The sequence below is a fragment of the Lachnospiraceae bacterium oral taxon 500 genome (assembly GCA_002999035.1).
GTDB lineage: Bacteria > Bacillota > Clostridia > Lachnospirales > Vallitaleaceae > W11650.
Window position 1 is genome coordinate 3163552 of record CP027241.1, and the last position, 14408, is coordinate 3177959.

13 protein-coding genes are annotated in these 14408 nt (G+C 47.9%); 1 reads left to right on the forward strand and 12 read right to left on the reverse strand.

The genetic code is table 11. The features are described 5' to 3' along the window. Positions 1-4: 4 nt before the first annotated feature. The gene (locus tag C3V36_14450) at positions 5-3127 is read right to left on the reverse strand and encodes an isoleucine--tRNA ligase (protein AVM70340.1); all 3123 of its coding nucleotides are present in this window, start codon (positions 3125-3127) and stop codon (positions 5-7) included. A 197-nt stretch (positions 3128-3324) separates the two neighbouring features. Continuing rightward, complete coding sequence (locus tag C3V36_14455) at positions 3325-3504, reverse strand: hypothetical protein (protein AVM70341.1); 180 nt, start codon at positions 3502-3504, stop codon at positions 3325-3327. 320 nt (positions 3505-3824) lie between these two features. Here C3V36_14455 and C3V36_14460 point away from each other — a divergent pair, with 320 nt between their 5' ends. Continuing rightward, positions 3825-4691 (forward strand): hypothetical protein, encoded by an 867-nt coding sequence (locus tag C3V36_14460; protein AVM70342.1) that lies wholly within the window; start codon positions 3825-3827, stop codon positions 4689-4691. A gap of 178 nt (positions 4692-4869) precedes the next feature. On the opposite strand, the gene C3V36_14465 is transcribed toward C3V36_14460, so the two are convergent. The 10 genes from C3V36_14465 to C3V36_14510 form a co-directional block, all read right to left on the reverse strand. Then, positions 4870-5685: an ABC transporter permease gene (locus C3V36_14465; GenBank protein AVM70343.1), complete on the reverse strand. Its 816-nt coding sequence runs from the start codon at positions 5683-5685 to the stop codon at positions 4870-4872. Beyond that, positions 5660-6796 (reverse strand): ABC transporter substrate-binding protein, encoded by a 1137-nt coding sequence (locus tag C3V36_14470; protein ID AVM70344.1) that lies wholly within the window; start codon positions 6794-6796, stop codon positions 5660-5662. The genes C3V36_14465 and C3V36_14470 overlap by 26 nt, the downstream gene beginning before the upstream one ends. 91 nt (positions 6797-6887) lie before the next feature. Continuing rightward, entirely contained in the window at positions 6888-7583 is a 696-nt protein-coding gene (locus C3V36_14475; protein AVM70345.1) for an ABC transporter ATP-binding protein, read from the reverse strand. A 15-nt stretch (positions 7584-7598) separates the two neighbouring features. Beyond that, positions 7599-7871 (reverse strand): type II toxin-antitoxin system mRNA interferase toxin, RelE/StbE family, encoded by a 273-nt coding sequence (locus tag C3V36_14480; GenBank protein AVM70346.1) that lies wholly within the window; start codon positions 7869-7871, stop codon positions 7599-7601. Further along, positions 7858-8130 (reverse strand): type II toxin-antitoxin system antitoxin, RelB/DinJ family, encoded by a 273-nt coding sequence (locus C3V36_14485; protein AVM70581.1) that lies wholly within the window; start codon positions 8128-8130, stop codon positions 7858-7860. The genes C3V36_14480 and C3V36_14485 overlap by 14 nt, the downstream gene beginning before the upstream one ends. 21 nt (positions 8131-8151) lie before the next feature. Beyond that, positions 8152-8826 carry a hypothetical protein gene (locus C3V36_14490; GenBank protein AVM70347.1) on the reverse strand — a complete coding sequence of 225 codons (675 nt, stop codon included), beginning with the start codon at positions 8824-8826 and terminating at the stop codon, positions 8152-8154. Positions 8827-8910: 84 nt separating this feature from the next. Beyond that, positions 8911-10050: a hypothetical protein gene (locus tag C3V36_14495; protein AVM70348.1), complete on the reverse strand. Its 1140-nt coding sequence runs from the start codon at positions 10048-10050 to the stop codon at positions 8911-8913. 14 nt (positions 10051-10064) lie between these two features. Next, positions 10065-11516 carry a starch synthase gene (locus C3V36_14500; GenBank protein ID AVM70349.1) on the reverse strand — a complete coding sequence of 484 codons (1452 nt, stop codon included), beginning with the start codon at positions 11514-11516 and terminating at the stop codon, positions 10065-10067. A gap of 193 nt (positions 11517-11709) precedes the next feature. Then, positions 11710-12924: a CCA tRNA nucleotidyltransferase gene (locus C3V36_14505; GenBank protein ID AVM70350.1), complete on the reverse strand. Its 1215-nt coding sequence runs from the start codon at positions 12922-12924 to the stop codon at positions 11710-11712. After that, complete coding sequence (locus tag C3V36_14510; GenBank protein AVM70351.1) at positions 12917-14305, reverse strand: FAD-dependent oxidoreductase; 1389 nt, start codon at positions 14303-14305, stop codon at positions 12917-12919. The genes C3V36_14505 and C3V36_14510 overlap by 8 nt, the downstream gene beginning before the upstream one ends. Between the last annotated feature and the right edge of the window lie 103 nt (positions 14306-14408).

A 14408-nucleotide genomic window follows, 5' to 3' on the forward strand; every position in this document is an offset into this window, starting at 1 on the left:
GGTTTCAGCGCCTTTCTACCGCAAACAGCACCGTTTCTCCATTGATATCCCATTCTTTCTGATATGCCGCCGGCGTGCCCGCGCCGGCTTTTAATTCATCGGCCAGCACTTCTTCCTGAATCAGCTCTGCATATTTTTGAACAATGGCTGTCAGCTTGGCATTTTCCCCATAATAGAAAGTAATGTGATCGGTTACCTCAAAATCCGCTTCTTTCCGCATCGTTTGCACCTTGCTGATAATTTCGCGGACATAACCCTCTTCCACCAGTTCCGGCGTCAGCTTGGTATCGAGCACAACCGTCATCTCCTGATTTCCGGCCGACTCATAGCCCTCCTGCTTGACTGACTCAATTAAGAGATCTTCCTCGGCCAGCTTTACTTCCTCGCCATCAAAGTCAAAACGCAAGCTGCCATTGGCTTTCAGCTCATCCATCGCGGCATTGCCGTCTACTTCTTTCAGCGCGTTTTGAATCTTACCAAGGAGCTTGCCGTATTTCGGGCCGACCGTCCGCAGCTGCGGCTTAAACTGATACGTTGTAAAATCCCGCACTTCACTGGTAATGCAAATCTCCTTGACATTCAGCTCATCCTTAATGATGTCCAAAAACTCCGGCGCTAAGTTTTCTTTCAGCTTCAGATACATCTTGGCTAACGGCTGCCGGTTCTTAATATTGGCATTATTGCGGCAGGCGCGGCTTAATACAACCGCGTTCAGCACAATCTCCATTTGCTGCTCAATATCCGGATGCAGCAGTCTTTGATCAACTGCCGGGAAATCGCACAAATGCACGCTGACCGGCGCGTTCGGGTCAAGACCTGCTACCAGATTGCAATAAATATCCTCAGCAATAAAAGGCACAAATGGTGCGGAGAGCTTCGCTAAGGTCACCAGCGTGGTGTATAAGGTCATATAGGCATCAATCTTATCCTGCGGCATATCCTTCTGCCAGAAGCGCTCACGGCTGCGGCGGACATACCAGTTGCTCAGTTCATCCACAAAATCCGTCATCGCCCGGGTGCATTCGGTGATCCGGTACTGCTCCATCTGCTGATCGACATAGCTGACCAAGGTATTCAGCTTGGAGAGGAGCCACTTGTCCATGCAGCCGAGCGCCGTCTTATCCCAATTCGGATAATTCATCGGGTTGAACTGGTCAATTTCCGCATACAGTACATAAAAAGCATAGGTATTCCACAGCGTGCCCATAAACTTGCGCTGCCCTTCCGTCACTGCTTCGCCGCTGAACTTGTTGGGCAGCCAGGGCATGCTGTTATTGTAAAAATACCAGCGGATTGCGTCCGCGCCATAGGTGGCCAGCGCTTCAAACGGATCAACCGCGTTGCCCTTGGACTTGGACATCTTTTGCCCGTTTTCATCCTGAACATGGCCTAAAACAATTACGTTTTTATACGGCGCCTGATTAAAGACCAGCGTGGAAATCGCCAGCAGTGAATAAAACCAGCCTCTGGTCTGGTCGACCGCCTCGCTGATAAAATCCGCCGGGAAACTTTGCTTAAACTTTTCCTGATTTTCAAACGGATAATGCCACTGGGCAAACGGCATAGCACCCGAATCATACCAACAGTCAATGACCGGCAGTACCCGAGTCATATCCTTTCCGCACTTTTCACAGGTAATATGCACTTCGTCAATAAAAGGACGATGCAGTTCAATGTTGTCCGGGCAGTCCTTGCTCATACTCTTTAGCTCGGCAATACTGCCAATCGCGTGCCGATGGCCGCATTCACATTCCCAAACCGGCAGCGGCGTACCCCAGAAGCGGTCACGGCTTAAGCCCCAGTCAACCACATTTTCCAGCCAGTCACCAAAGCGGCGCTTGCCGATATTTTCCGGAATCCAATTAATCGTATTGTTGTTGCGAATCAAATCTTCCCGCACCTTAGTCATGGCAATAAACCATGTGTCCTTGGCATAATACAGCAGCGGCGTATCGCAGCGCCAGCAGTGCGGATAGCTGTGCGTATGCTCCTGAGCCGACAGGAGCTTGCCCTCATCTTTCAGCTGCTGGATGATTAAGGGATCGGCTTTTTTAACAAACATTCCCGTCCACGGCGTGCCCGCCGGAAACTCTCCTTTTTCCGTGACTAATTGGACAAAGGGCAAGCCATAGGCTCTGCCGACCTTGGAGTCATCCTCACCGAACGCCGGTGCAATATGAACGATACCGGTACCGTCGGTCAGCGTAACAAAATCGGCACAGGTAACATAAAAGGCTTTTTCTTTAACCGCCGCATAGGTAAAAAGCGGTTCATACTGCCGATATTCCAGTTCCTTGCCGGTATACCGTTCCACCACCTTGGCGCTTTCACCCAGTACCGTCTCCAGCAGCGCTTCCGCCAAAATATAATAACTGCTGTCTTTTTCCGCTTTGACATAGCTTTCCGCCGGGTTGACCGCCAGCGCCACGTTGCTCGGCAGCGTCCACGGCGTAGTCGTCCACGCCAGAAAATAAGTATTTTCCTCGTCCTTGACCTTAAACTTGACGATTACCGTTTCTTCCGTTACATCCTTGTAACCAAGTGCCACCTCATGCGAAGACAGCGCCGTACCGCAACGCGGGCAGTAGGGCACAATCTTATGTCCTTTGTACAGCAAATCTTTTTCCCAGATCTGCTTGAGCGACCACCACACGGATTCAATATATTCATTATGATAGGTAACATAGGGGTCTTCCATATCCGCCCAAAATCCAACGGTGCCACTGAAATCCTCCCACATGCCCTTATACTTCCACACGCTTTCCTTACATTTTTGAATAAACGGCTCCAGGCCATAGTCTAAAATCTGCTCTTTGCCGTCAATTCCCAGTTCTCTTTCTACTTCCAGTTCCACCGGCAAACCATGCGTATCCCAGCCGGCTTTGCGCGGAACGCACTGCCCTTTCATCGTCCGGTAACGGGGGATCAGGTCTTTGATTACTCTGGTCAGCACATGGCCGATATGGGGCTTGCCGTTGGCAGTCGGCGGGCCATCATAAAAAGTATAAATAGGATGCCCCTCTTTTTCTGCAATGCTCTTTTCAAAAATATGATTTTTCTGCCAAAAATCAAGAATCGCTTTTTCTCTGTCAACAAAGTTCAGCTTTGTTGAAACCTTTTGATACATTTCTTCCTCCTAAATTTGTCGTTTTCTAATTCTGTTTTCCATTTGTCTCAATCAAAATTCAAAAATCTTCTCCCGCTCCTAAGATAAGCCTTTCTAACCATGCCAAACGGCAAGCAGAAAGACTTTGACCTGCGGCTAACTGTTTCGCGGCAGCCGCCGGTTTCGCCTCGTTAGTACGGCCATAAAAAAAGCGCCCCTCATATTGCTATGAAAAGGACGATTGCTCGCGGTACCACCTTTTTTTCCGACCCTGTCGGCTCTGTCCCCACCCAATAGGCAAGGAATCCCGCTAACGGGGGATTAACCCGGAAACCCTTACTCCGCAGTATATTCTCCGGCCGCACCTGACTGGCGCCGCAGCAAATAACTGCTTTCAAGGCTTCTCCTAAAAGAGGATATCCCTTAAGTTCCCTGCACGGCTTCTCAGCAGCGCCGCTCTCTGTAACAGTTTCCTTAGTTCATTTCTTTATCATCGGAGTTCTTTTATCCGCCGCTTGAGCGGCTCGAATCTTTATTATATTAATATACTTTCGCTGAATTGTCAATGGTGGAGGGAAAAATTTAACGTTAAGCTATCCAAAATTTTCCCTGAAATTCCACAATTTGCGGACGACTTCTTTTCCCTTTTTTGCTAAAATATTTATAACAGCTGTATTGCCGAAAATAAAATAGTTTAGTATAATAAAAGGAGAAGAAAATGGCCAAGCATAAAAAAACGCAGCCGCAAAAGCCTGTTGAAATTATGGAAAACAAAAAAAGCATTGATAATATGCGGTTCACCGTCCGCAATGATTATGCCTTTAAAAAACTGTTCGGGCGGCAGGAAAATATCATTATTTTACAGGAATTCCTATCGGTGGTATTGGAACTGGATAAAAGCGAATTTCAAGATATCATAATTGAAAATCCGACAGTGGGCAATTATTATGCCGATGAAAAGCAAGGAATTTTGGACATTAAGGTAACTTTGCAGAGCGGCCAAAAAATCAGTATTGAAATGCAGAACCTGTGGGAACCGCACTACGAAAAGCGAACCTATTTTTACTGGGCCAGCCGATATTTAGAATATTTTAAGCAGGGAGAACCCTATGAATATTTAAGCAAATGTATTCATATCAGTATCTTAAATACCGTTTTTCCGCTGACATCGGAAATTCATTCGATTTATAAAGTGATAAATATTAAAGATTTTAGCAATTTCGGCGATGATTTAGAATTTCATTTTTTGGATTTAACCAAGCTAAAAGCAGAAGATGCAACGGATTTAGAAAAATGGCTAAGGTTTATTCAAACCGATAACTTTAAAATCCGAGAACAATTAGGAAAGGAGAATGCCGTTATGGAATATGCCAATGGAATTATGAATCAATTTTTCAGCAGCAAGGAGGAACGCCTAAAATATGAAGCCGCCTTTCGCTATGACTGCGATCGGGCTTCGCTGTTTGCCGCTGGGCAGGAAACAGGCAAACTCCAAACCGCCCGCAATATGAAAGCTAAAAACTTCGACTTAGAAACCATTCAGGAAATTACCGGCCTGACGGCTAAGCAGATTGAGGCATTATAAGTGTTTTTGCAAGAATTCGCAGCAGCAATCGAAGCAATGAAATAATCCTATATCGTGGGTGTCAAATATTTTGACACCCACATTTTATATTCTATGCTTTTCTCCCCTTTGCGCTTTAACCAGCCATTCCTGTTTATGCTCAACGCCCACACTCGTAATTTGTCGGCACTTCAACGAATTACGAGCGCTTACCTGAACCGATCCATCGTTTCACCGCCAAATCCAAAACTCCCACTAAAGCCACACAAATAATGGCCCAGGCAAACACGCCGGCCGTGTTTAAATTGGCCTTTTCAATCTGAAAAGCGCTGCCGATGCCATACTGCGGCTGACACAGCACCTCCGCACCAATGCAAACCTTAAAGCCCAGCCCCAATGCCGAGGATATGCCCGCCCAAACATAGGGCCGGGCCGTCGGCAAATAAATCTCAAATAACTGACGAAAAAAACCGACCCGAAAAACCTTGGCCATTTGCAGGAGCTTCCTATCAGTTTCTTCCATTCCCGTTTTCCAGCTCCAATACAGCACCGGAAAGGAAATCAAAAACACAACCAGTACCGGCGCGGCATTGGATTTCAGCCAAATAATCGCCAGTAAAATAATCGCCATAGTCGGAATTGCCTTAATCAACGCGATAAACGGCGAAAAAAGTGCCGCTATGCTCTGATGTAAGCCGGCCGCCGCCCCCAGCAGCATTGCCAGCAGCGCCGTCAGCCCAAAGCCCAGCAAAAAACGCCAGACCGTAGCTGCAATCGTCCGTCCAAACGATGCTCCGCTGACAATCCGAACCAGCTCGCGGTAAGTTGCCGCCGGGCCCGGCACTAAAATCGGCTGGTTTAAGCAACAGGCAATCAGGCTCCAGCTAAAAAGCAAGAGCCCGATTCCAAGCAGGAAAAAAACTTTATCTTTGCCGCCTGCTCCCGGCTTTTCAGCAAAACCCTCCGGCTGGTTCCGGGAAAAATTTTGCCTATTTTTGATAGTAAAAGGCTTCATCCGGCATCTTTCCTCCGATGTTTTCAGCGCCGAAGTTCATCAGTTCCGTATAGTATTTTTCCAGCGCCACTTTAGCCTCAGCTGCATCCTTATACATCAAATTACAATTCGGGATCGCCTTAGCCACCACCGGCGCTTTCAGGTTATCGCTTAACTCTTCCATGTAAGCGCCCACTGCCTGCGGATCCGTATTCGCAAATTCTATGCTTTCGGCAAGTTTGGCTAAAAATTCCTTGACTAATTCCGGGTAGTTCTCAGCCACCTCTTTTTTGACCAACACCGCTGTCTGCGGATAGCTGTCCTCGCTTCCGGTCGCTTTTTTCCATTCGGCCTGAATATCAAAGACCACCTTGGTTTCCGGCTTCTTGGTCAATACCTGCGTCAGCATCGGCTCCGGTAAGAGGGCAATCCCAGCCTTGCCCGATAAGAATAGCGGCGCCAGCTCCGTCGCGCCGGCCACATATTCAAAGGTAACGTCCGTATCCGGGGTTAAGCCGTTTTTCGTCAGCAAATAACGCAGGGTTAAATCCGGCGTCAAGCCCCGGCCGATTAGCGTTATCGTCTTGCCTTTCAAATCCGCCCAGTCCTTGACCGAGTCATCGGCCGCCGCCAAATAAAGCACGCCCCAAACCGTCGAGCCGGCATACTGATAGGCTGCGCCCTTATTATAGACTTTAATTGCCAAATTAGACGGCACCACCGCAAAATCCGCCTCGCCCGAAATTAACTTGGGCGCTAAGGTATCGGTTGCCACAACGCTATCATACGCCATCTTCGCTCCGTTTACTTCCGGACTTTCCTTGATCATCTTAGCTAAACCAATGGTCGGTACACCAGCCGGCATCACTACCTGAAACGTCCGGTCGCCGTAATTCTCAGCTGTATTTTCCGCCGGTTTTGTTTCGTCCGTCTTCGTGTCTTTTTGTTCCTCTACCGGCTTCGTTTCGTCCTTCTTTTCTTCGGGCTTTGTTTCGTCCTTCTTCTCCGCAGCCGGTGTCTGCTGATTGGCATATGCCGAATCAGTTGGCGTAGTTTTAGACGTACCGCAGGCAGTCATTAAAACCATTAAAACCAAACCTAAACTCATCATTTTTAAAAACTTTGTTTTCATAGAATCCCCTTCTTTCGTTGCGTAAACTTTGCCTCGGCCGCGGATGCAAGCCTTATCAGCCGTTTTTTCCCCCGCGGCGCGGACAAAACTCTTATTCCAGTATAAACTCCGCTTCTATCTCCTTTTTTAGCCCCTTATATTCCTCTAATAAGCGTTCCGACGGATCTTGCGAAACCGTAAACTCCTTTTTAACCCTGGCCGGTGCAGCTGATAAAACCAGTATCCGATGCCCCAGCAGAATCGCTTCCTCTAAATTGTGGGTCACAAAAAAAATGGTATTCCTTCTCACCTCCCATAATCCAATCAATTCCTTAATCAGACGCAATCTAAGTTCCATATCCAGCGACTGAAACGGCTCGTCCATCAGCAGCAAATCGCCCCCGGCATAAAATGCCCGGGCAATCGCCGCCCGCTGACGCATACCGCCACTTAACTGCGCCGGATAATAGTTCACAAAATCAATTAAGCCCAGTTTTTCAAGAATCGCCTTGGCTTTCTGGGCGTCCGGTTTGCCGCCCGGAAACATCACATTTTCCAAGACATTTTTCCAGGGCAAAAGCCGATCTTCCTGAAAAACATAGGACAACTTGCCGAAAACCCGACAACTTCCCGCCGATGGCGCACTTAAACCCGCCATAATATTGAGCAGTGTTGTCTTTCCCGCTCCCGACGGACCGAGCAAACAGACAATCTCGCCCTTTTTCAGGGTAAAATCAAGACCGGCTAAGACTTTTAAACCCTGATATTCTTTTTCCAGTTTATTTATTTCCACAATTATACCGCTCATTGTTCGACCTTCTTACTAAAATAAATCACTATGAGAGCCTGTCCGAGTTAAATATAAAAGCAACTCATCTTCATTTATTTCATAAATCAACAGCCAATCTGGAGTTATATGACATTCCCGGCAACCTGTATACCTACCCGATAAACCATGGTCACGATATTTCTCAGGCAAAGGCTTCTGATTAGCTAAAAGCCTAATTACTATTTCCAATAAATTGACATCATATCCTCGTTTTACGATCCGCTTATAATCTTTCTTAAAACTAGCTTGATACTTAATCTTCAGCATTTAAATCTTCCATCAATTCTTCTACCGTAGAAAAAGCCTGACTCATACCAATTCCGGCTCTTGCGTTTTTGATTGCTTCTCTCGTTTCTAGATTCGGTATTTCCCCCCCGATTTCAAAGGGTATCCTGTATTCACGCACAACTTTTCTAGCATAGATATTAAAAGCGGTTGACATCGTCATCCCCATATCTTCACAAAATAGCTCAAACTGCTGTTTTAAATCGCTGTCCATGCTAATATTGATATTCGTATTTGCCATAATATACATCCTTTCCTTCCTTTATTGCACCAGCAACAAATAATACACCAAAAAATTATATTGATACAAATATTTCGCCGCCACCGACTGCCGGATCAGTATCAAAATCTCCAAATGCTGGCCGGTGCTGAACCAGTAATTCAAAAACAGCATCCCCAGCCACATCAGCAGTACGCTGAAAATCCCCCCTAATACCGCTCCGACCGCCTTATTCAGCTGCCGGATAATCGGGAGTCTGGCCACGCCGGAAAGCAGCCGGCTAATCAGAGCAAATAAAATCAAAATCAGCACAAAGCCGATAAAAAACGATAAAATCTGCATAGCAATTCCTGCCAGGTTCTGTCCGATCTGCATTCGGGCATTCTCCAGTACCCCGGTCCTGCCTAATTTCTTGCCCAAAAGTGCCAATATCTGCGGACTGATTTCCGGGCCGGCCGGTGCCGCCGACGGATCGGTCAGTTTTTCCGCCACCGCTGCCAAATCAACATTGCGTAAAATCAGCTTCAGCAAAGTGTCATACAGGGAGGTATATCGATTCAGTAAGGGCAGCAATATAGGCTGAACAAAGAAGGCCGCTACTACCGCCGCAAAAGAAGATAAAAGCGAAAGCACCATCCGAATCGCTCCCAGCGCCGCTCCCAATCCAATCCCCAAAAGCAGCACCGCTATTACCACCAAATCTGCCATATTTATCATTATTTATTCCCTCTCTTACATAAAAATTAAACTGCCGTCGGAATGATACCGCAGCTGTTTTCAACATCCGCCGTTCCGCCGGCTTTAGTCCAACTCCGTTTTTTCCCAAACGGTATAACTCATTGGCTGAATCAGCAAATAGCGGTCAGACGCGACTTCATAAAAAGCATCCAGCCGCTCATGAAAGGGATACTGCCAAATCATCCGGCTGCCCCGATACTTGGTAATTTTTTCCTGATCGGCCACAAAATACTCATCCGCCTGAGCGCTGATTAAATTGGGCTCCTGGGCAAAGAACAGTTCCTGAATCAGCTCACCGCCCATGCGATACACCTTTAGCCGGTAACGGCGCTCACCGATTTCCTTGGTATCAGTATAGAGCAATGTTTCGTTTTTGGTATAATACACCGCCAAGAGGTCGCCGTCCACATCAAGCTTTAAAGGCGCAGAGTAAAGCTCTTTGCTGCCCGACATCGGATACAGATAAGCCGAACGATTGCCGATCACCCACAGCATTTTCTGACCGAAATAATGCAGCTCCGGCATCAATTCCCCCTCATAGGCATCCGCCCGAAGGATAAATTCATCCAAATCCTCATGATAATCAGCAAAGCCAAACATGGTGATTTGAGAGTGAATACCGCCATTTAAAGCGTCCACATAGGAAGTCGTCAGATTGAGGCCATCGCCGGATAATGCCGCCGCAACCGGATAACCGTCCTGCCTTAAAACCGAACCCCGCTCAATCAGCGGCACGCCTTCCCGGCTGTAAACCTTAATCTTGTTTTCCAAATCCGCTTCCAGAACCAAAACCAACTGTCCGCCTTCACTCAGCCAGGCACTGACAATCGGAAAGTTTTCCCGGATACCGGCCAAAAAACCATTCTTATCAAACAACAAAGCATCATGCCCCAAAATATCGGCTACCACCAGATAATCGCCCGCCTGCTTCAGCAGAGGAGCCAGCATTTGAAAAGGCTTCGTCCACTGGCTGCTGCCGTCCAAGTTTCTTTTTTCCAAGCCCTCCCGACTGCAGAAATACAGCGCGTCCTCATAGGGCAAAATTTGCAAATACTGTCCCTGAATCAATTCCTGCCGAAGCTCCGGTGCAAACTCAATCTTTCCGCCGTTAAACAAATAATAATGCGGCCGGATATAAAAAATATAAGCGGCCAAAAGCAACAGCGCAATTCCCGCCGCTGCTGCCGTCAATACTCTCTTCACTGTTTTCTCCGTTCTTAGTGTTCATCTTCCTTTAAGATACTCTGGTACAAGGCCAAATATTCTTTGGCACTGCCATCCCAGGAAAATCGGGTTGCCATGCCCCGCTGCATAATCTCATTCCATACTTTCGGCTCCTTAAAGCAGCCAATCGCCCGCCGGATCGCCTCAATAAAATCATTGGAAAAATAATTGGAAAAACGAAAGCCGGTGGCTCGTTCCGGATCATCCTCATAGCCGATAATGGTATCGCTGAGGCCGCCGGTATTACGGACAATCGGCACCGCACCGTAGCGCAGGCTATACATCTGCGACAGACCGCAGGGCTCAAACAGCGACGGCATTAAAAACATATCAACCGAACCATAAATCTGCCGGGCAACCGCCGGATTAAACTCGGTAATCACTACAATCTGGCCGGGATATTGATTGGCCATGTCCTTTAAAGCCGCTTCATAATAGGTTTCGCCCGAACCCAAAATCACAAACTGAACGCCTTCTCTGGCCAGTTTCTTCATGGCCGCCAAAATCAGGTCGATTCCCTTTTGCTCGGCGAGCCTTGTGACCACGCCCAGCATCGGCTCAGCCGACGGCGCCAGACCAATCTGCTCGCGAAAAGCTTTCTGCTGTTTACTTCTTTCTTTTTTATAATTCTTGGCATCAAACTGAAATGCCAGCGCTTCATCATTGGCCGGGTCATACTTATCATAATAAATCCCGTTGATGATACCGTAAATCTTATGCGAATATTTACGCAGCAGCCCATCCAGTCCATAGCCGAACTCCGGTGTCTGAATTTCCTTGGCATAGGTTTGACTGACCGTCGTAATGGCATTGGAATAAACGATTCCCGCTTTCATAAAGCAAACCTTGCCGTAATACTCAACCGCTTCACTGTTAAAATATTTTGGCGACAGATTCAGTTTCTCCAGCACATCCCGCTCAAATACACCCTGATACTGCAAATTGTGAATGGTAAACACCATTTTAATATCCCGATAAAAATCCAGCGTCGCGTAGTCCTGCTTCAAAAAAATGCCAATCAGTGCCGTCTGCCAGTCATTGGCATGAATAACGTCCGGCTTTAACCCGATTGAAATCAGCATTTCCACTACCGCCTTGCTGAAAAAGCCAAAGCGAACGCTGTCATCCTCATAGCCGTACAGCTTTTCCCTTTCAAAAAAAGGGGCATTGCCGATAAAATACGTTTTGATTCCATCCAACTCATGCTGGTACACCGCAGCTACCATCGGCCGGTTGGTAATCTCAACGATAAACTCATGGAGCTTTGTCAGCTGATATTTTTCCTCAATTCCCCGGTATTTGGGCATGACCCTGACCATATTGACATTTTGCTTTCGAAATGCCACCGGCAGAGCCTCAGCGACATCAGCCAACCCACCCGAAGCTTTATACGGTCCGCTTTCTGAGGTAACAAACAAAATAGTTTTCTCTGCTTTTTGCGCCATGATATTCTCCTTCCTGATAGTTTGTTACAGTCCGGCAAGCTGTATTTCTGTTTGATACCGCTCGGAAAAACTCGCTTTCACAGACAGTATCATGTATAAATACCTATTTGCTTAACATCATATTCGGCGAAATTCATTTCAAGGAATTACAAATGTCTTGCCTGAACTGTAATCATATTATAGTATCATTTACTCAACTTTCCATCCGCTTTTCCGCTGCCAGCATCAGCAGCCGCTCCCTGGTATTTGCCGCCGGGTCACGCAGCACAATCTGTAAAAGCCGGTCTAAACACTCGCCCACCTGCCTGCCCTCACCGATGCCCAAAGCCATAATATCCCGGCCGTCCACTGCCAAATCCGCAATCCGCACCGGCTGACGCTGCGCCCTGGCCAAATATGCCTCCGTTTCGGCCGGAGAAAACCGGCCCTCAACTGCGGCCAATTGCAGCAGAATCGTAAAAACCTCTTCTCCCAGCCGAGAAAGCTGACAACGAAAAAAATAATCCTCTAAGTAAATTTCCAAATCCCGATTGGCAGCCACAGCTGTCACGATGTCCGTTGTCCGGTTATCAAAGGTCAAACGGCGTAAAATCCGTTTTACGTCCTGAGCCGGCAGTTTTTTTTCACCGCCGCAGAATAAATAAGCCAGCCGGGCCATTCCCTCCGGCATCAGTGCTTTCAGCCGATTATAGAAAACAGCGTTTTCCTCGGCCGGTAGTTCCGGCTCGGGGATAAAATAAGCCGCCAAGCCGTAGCGGACAAAATAAGACAAATATTCAGGATGATTGCTGGCTAAGGTTTTAACAAACTCCACCCGAATCCTTTCCTGACTGACTGCCCGAAGCAGTTCCTTTTTCTGCCGAATCGCCTCCGCTGTAGCCGCTTCAATCTTAAAGTTCAGTGCCGCCGCAAAACGAACCGCCCGGAGCATCCGGAGCGCATCTTCCTCAAATCGCTCTTCCGCCCGACCGACACAGCGAATCAGACCCTTTTTTAAATCATCCTGACCACCAAAATAGTCAATCACTCCCCGCTGCGGTGAATAGGCCATGGCGTTAACCGTAAAATCCCGCCGGGCCACATCCTCTTTTAACGATTCGCTAAAACTAACCGCTTTGGGGTGGCGATGGTCTTCGTATTGACCGTCAACCCGAAAAGTTGTAACCTCAACGGCCTCCCGCCGGTGCAGCACCGTAACAGTGCCATGCTTAATGCCGGTATCAACCGTTCGCGGAAAAAGCTGCTTAACCCGCAGCGGCCGTGCTGAGGTGGTAATATCCCAATCTTTCGGCACCTGCCCCATGATGCTGTCCCGGACGCAGCCGCCGACAATATAAGCCTGCTCACCGCTGGCCTGCAAAATCTCCAGCACCTCGGCTACCACAGGCGGTATCTCAATCCTATTCAAAACTTTCGCCTTTCTGTTCTATTAATTCTCTGGCCACAAACAGTCCGCTGGCCGCCGCCTGGGAAAGCGAATGTGTCACGCCCGAGGTATCACCCAAAACATAAAGCCCCTTGACGCTGGTTTCCAAATGCTCATCCACCGCCACCCGGCAGTTGTAAAACTTGACTTCCACTCCGTAAAGCAAGGTGTCCTCATTGGCCGTACCGGGAGCAATCTTATCCAGCGCATAAATCATGTCAATAATTCCGTCCAGCTGCCTTTTGGGAATAACTAAGCTCAAATCGCCGGGCGTAGCATCCAAAGTCGGCCGGGTAAAACATTGGCGCATCCGGTGCTCATTGCTCCGCCGACCCCGCTCTAAATCGCCAAACCGCTGAACCAGCACCCCGCCGCCCAGCATATTACTGAGCCGAGCAATGGACGCGCCGTATTCATTACTGTCTTTAAAGGGCTTGGTAAAATGATTTGACACCAGCAGCGCAAAATTGGTATTTTCCGTATGTCTGGCCGAATCGGCATAGCTATGACCGTTGACCGTCAAAATATCGCCGTAATTTTCCGTTACTACTTCTCCATACGGATTCATACAAAAAGTTCTGACCTGATCATTATATTTAGAGGTTTTATAAACAATTTTGCTTTCATAAACCTCGTCGGTAATATCCTTAAAAATCAAGGCCGGCAGTTCTACCCGCACACCGATGTCAACCCGATTGTTTTCCGTCTGAATACCAAAGCTTTCACACAAGCGATTGACCCAGCGGGAACCGACCCGGCCGGTAGCCACAATCACTTTGGCCGCTGTAAAACTTTCCCGTTCCGTCACCACTTCAAAAAAACCGTCTTTTTTCTTTACATCCAGCGCCGGCGTTTCAAAACGAATCTCAATCCGGTCCCGAATTGCCCGGTACATATTACCGGCAATGACCAGATTACGGTCCGTCCCCAAATGCCGCACCTGTGCATCCAGCAAATGCAAATCATGCCGCAGGGCTCTGGCCTTTAAATCGCCGGTCGAAGTAGAATAGAGCTTGGCATCTGCTCCACCCATCCGCATATTGATCGCGTCAACCTCCCACATCAGCTCCATTGCTTTGCCGACGCCGATATAGCTGTGCAGATCACCGCCAAAACTGGTAGTGATGTTATATTTGCCGTCGGAAAAACCGCCCGCGCCAAAAAAGCCTTCCATTACATTATAGCGGCTGCCCAAGGTTTTATCTCCCTTGGCTCTGCTTTCTCCGGCAGCAATCCGGTCAGCCAAAGAAAGCCCTTTTTCAATCATTAAAACCTTAAGCGGCTTTTCTGCCCGGGCCAATTCGTAAGCCGCAAACACTCCTGCCGCCCCCGCACCGATAATAATAACATCATACATTCCCATCCTCCCATTTGGCCGATCGTCATAAGGGTATCAAGTACTGGCTGCCTCGCTCAGGCTGATGGTTCCTTCTCTATGCAGTATAACTAAAAATCCGGGCCTTGTC

Excerpts from the sequence above, each read along its gene's own strand:
- C3V36_14450 (AVM70340.1), bottom strand. The coding sequence starts at position 3,127 with ATGTATCAAAAGGTTTCAACAAAGCTGAACTTTGTTGACAGAGAAAAA.
- C3V36_14460 (AVM70342.1), top strand. The coding sequence starts at position 3,825 with ATGGCCAAGCATAAAAAAACGCAGCCGCAAAAGCCTGTTGAAATTATG.
- C3V36_14465 (AVM70343.1), bottom strand. The coding sequence starts at position 5,685 with ATGAAGCCTTTTACTATCAAAAATAGGCAAAATTTTTCCCGGAACCAG.
- C3V36_14470 (AVM70344.1), bottom strand. The coding sequence starts at position 6,796 with ATGAAAACAAAGTTTTTAAAAATGATGAGTTTAGGTTTGGTTTTAATG.
- C3V36_14475 (AVM70345.1), bottom strand. The coding sequence starts at position 7,583 with ATGAGCGGTATAATTGTGGAAATAAATAAACTGGAAAAAGAATATCAG.
- C3V36_14480 (AVM70346.1), bottom strand. The coding sequence starts at position 7,871 with ATGCTGAAGATTAAGTATCAAGCTAGTTTTAAGAAAGATTATAAGCGG.
- C3V36_14485 (AVM70581.1), bottom strand. The coding sequence starts at position 8,130 with ATGGCAAATACGAATATCAATATTAGCATGGACAGCGATTTAAAACAG.
- C3V36_14490 (AVM70347.1), bottom strand. The coding sequence starts at position 8,826 with ATGATAAATATGGCAGATTTGGTGGTAATAGCGGTGCTGCTTTTGGGG.
- C3V36_14500 (AVM70349.1), bottom strand. The coding sequence starts at position 11,516 with ATGGCGCAAAAAGCAGAGAAAACTATTTTGTTTGTTACCTCAGAAAGC.
- C3V36_14510 (AVM70351.1), bottom strand. The coding sequence starts at position 14,305 with ATGGGAATGTATGATGTTATTATTATCGGTGCGGGGGCGGCAGGAGTG.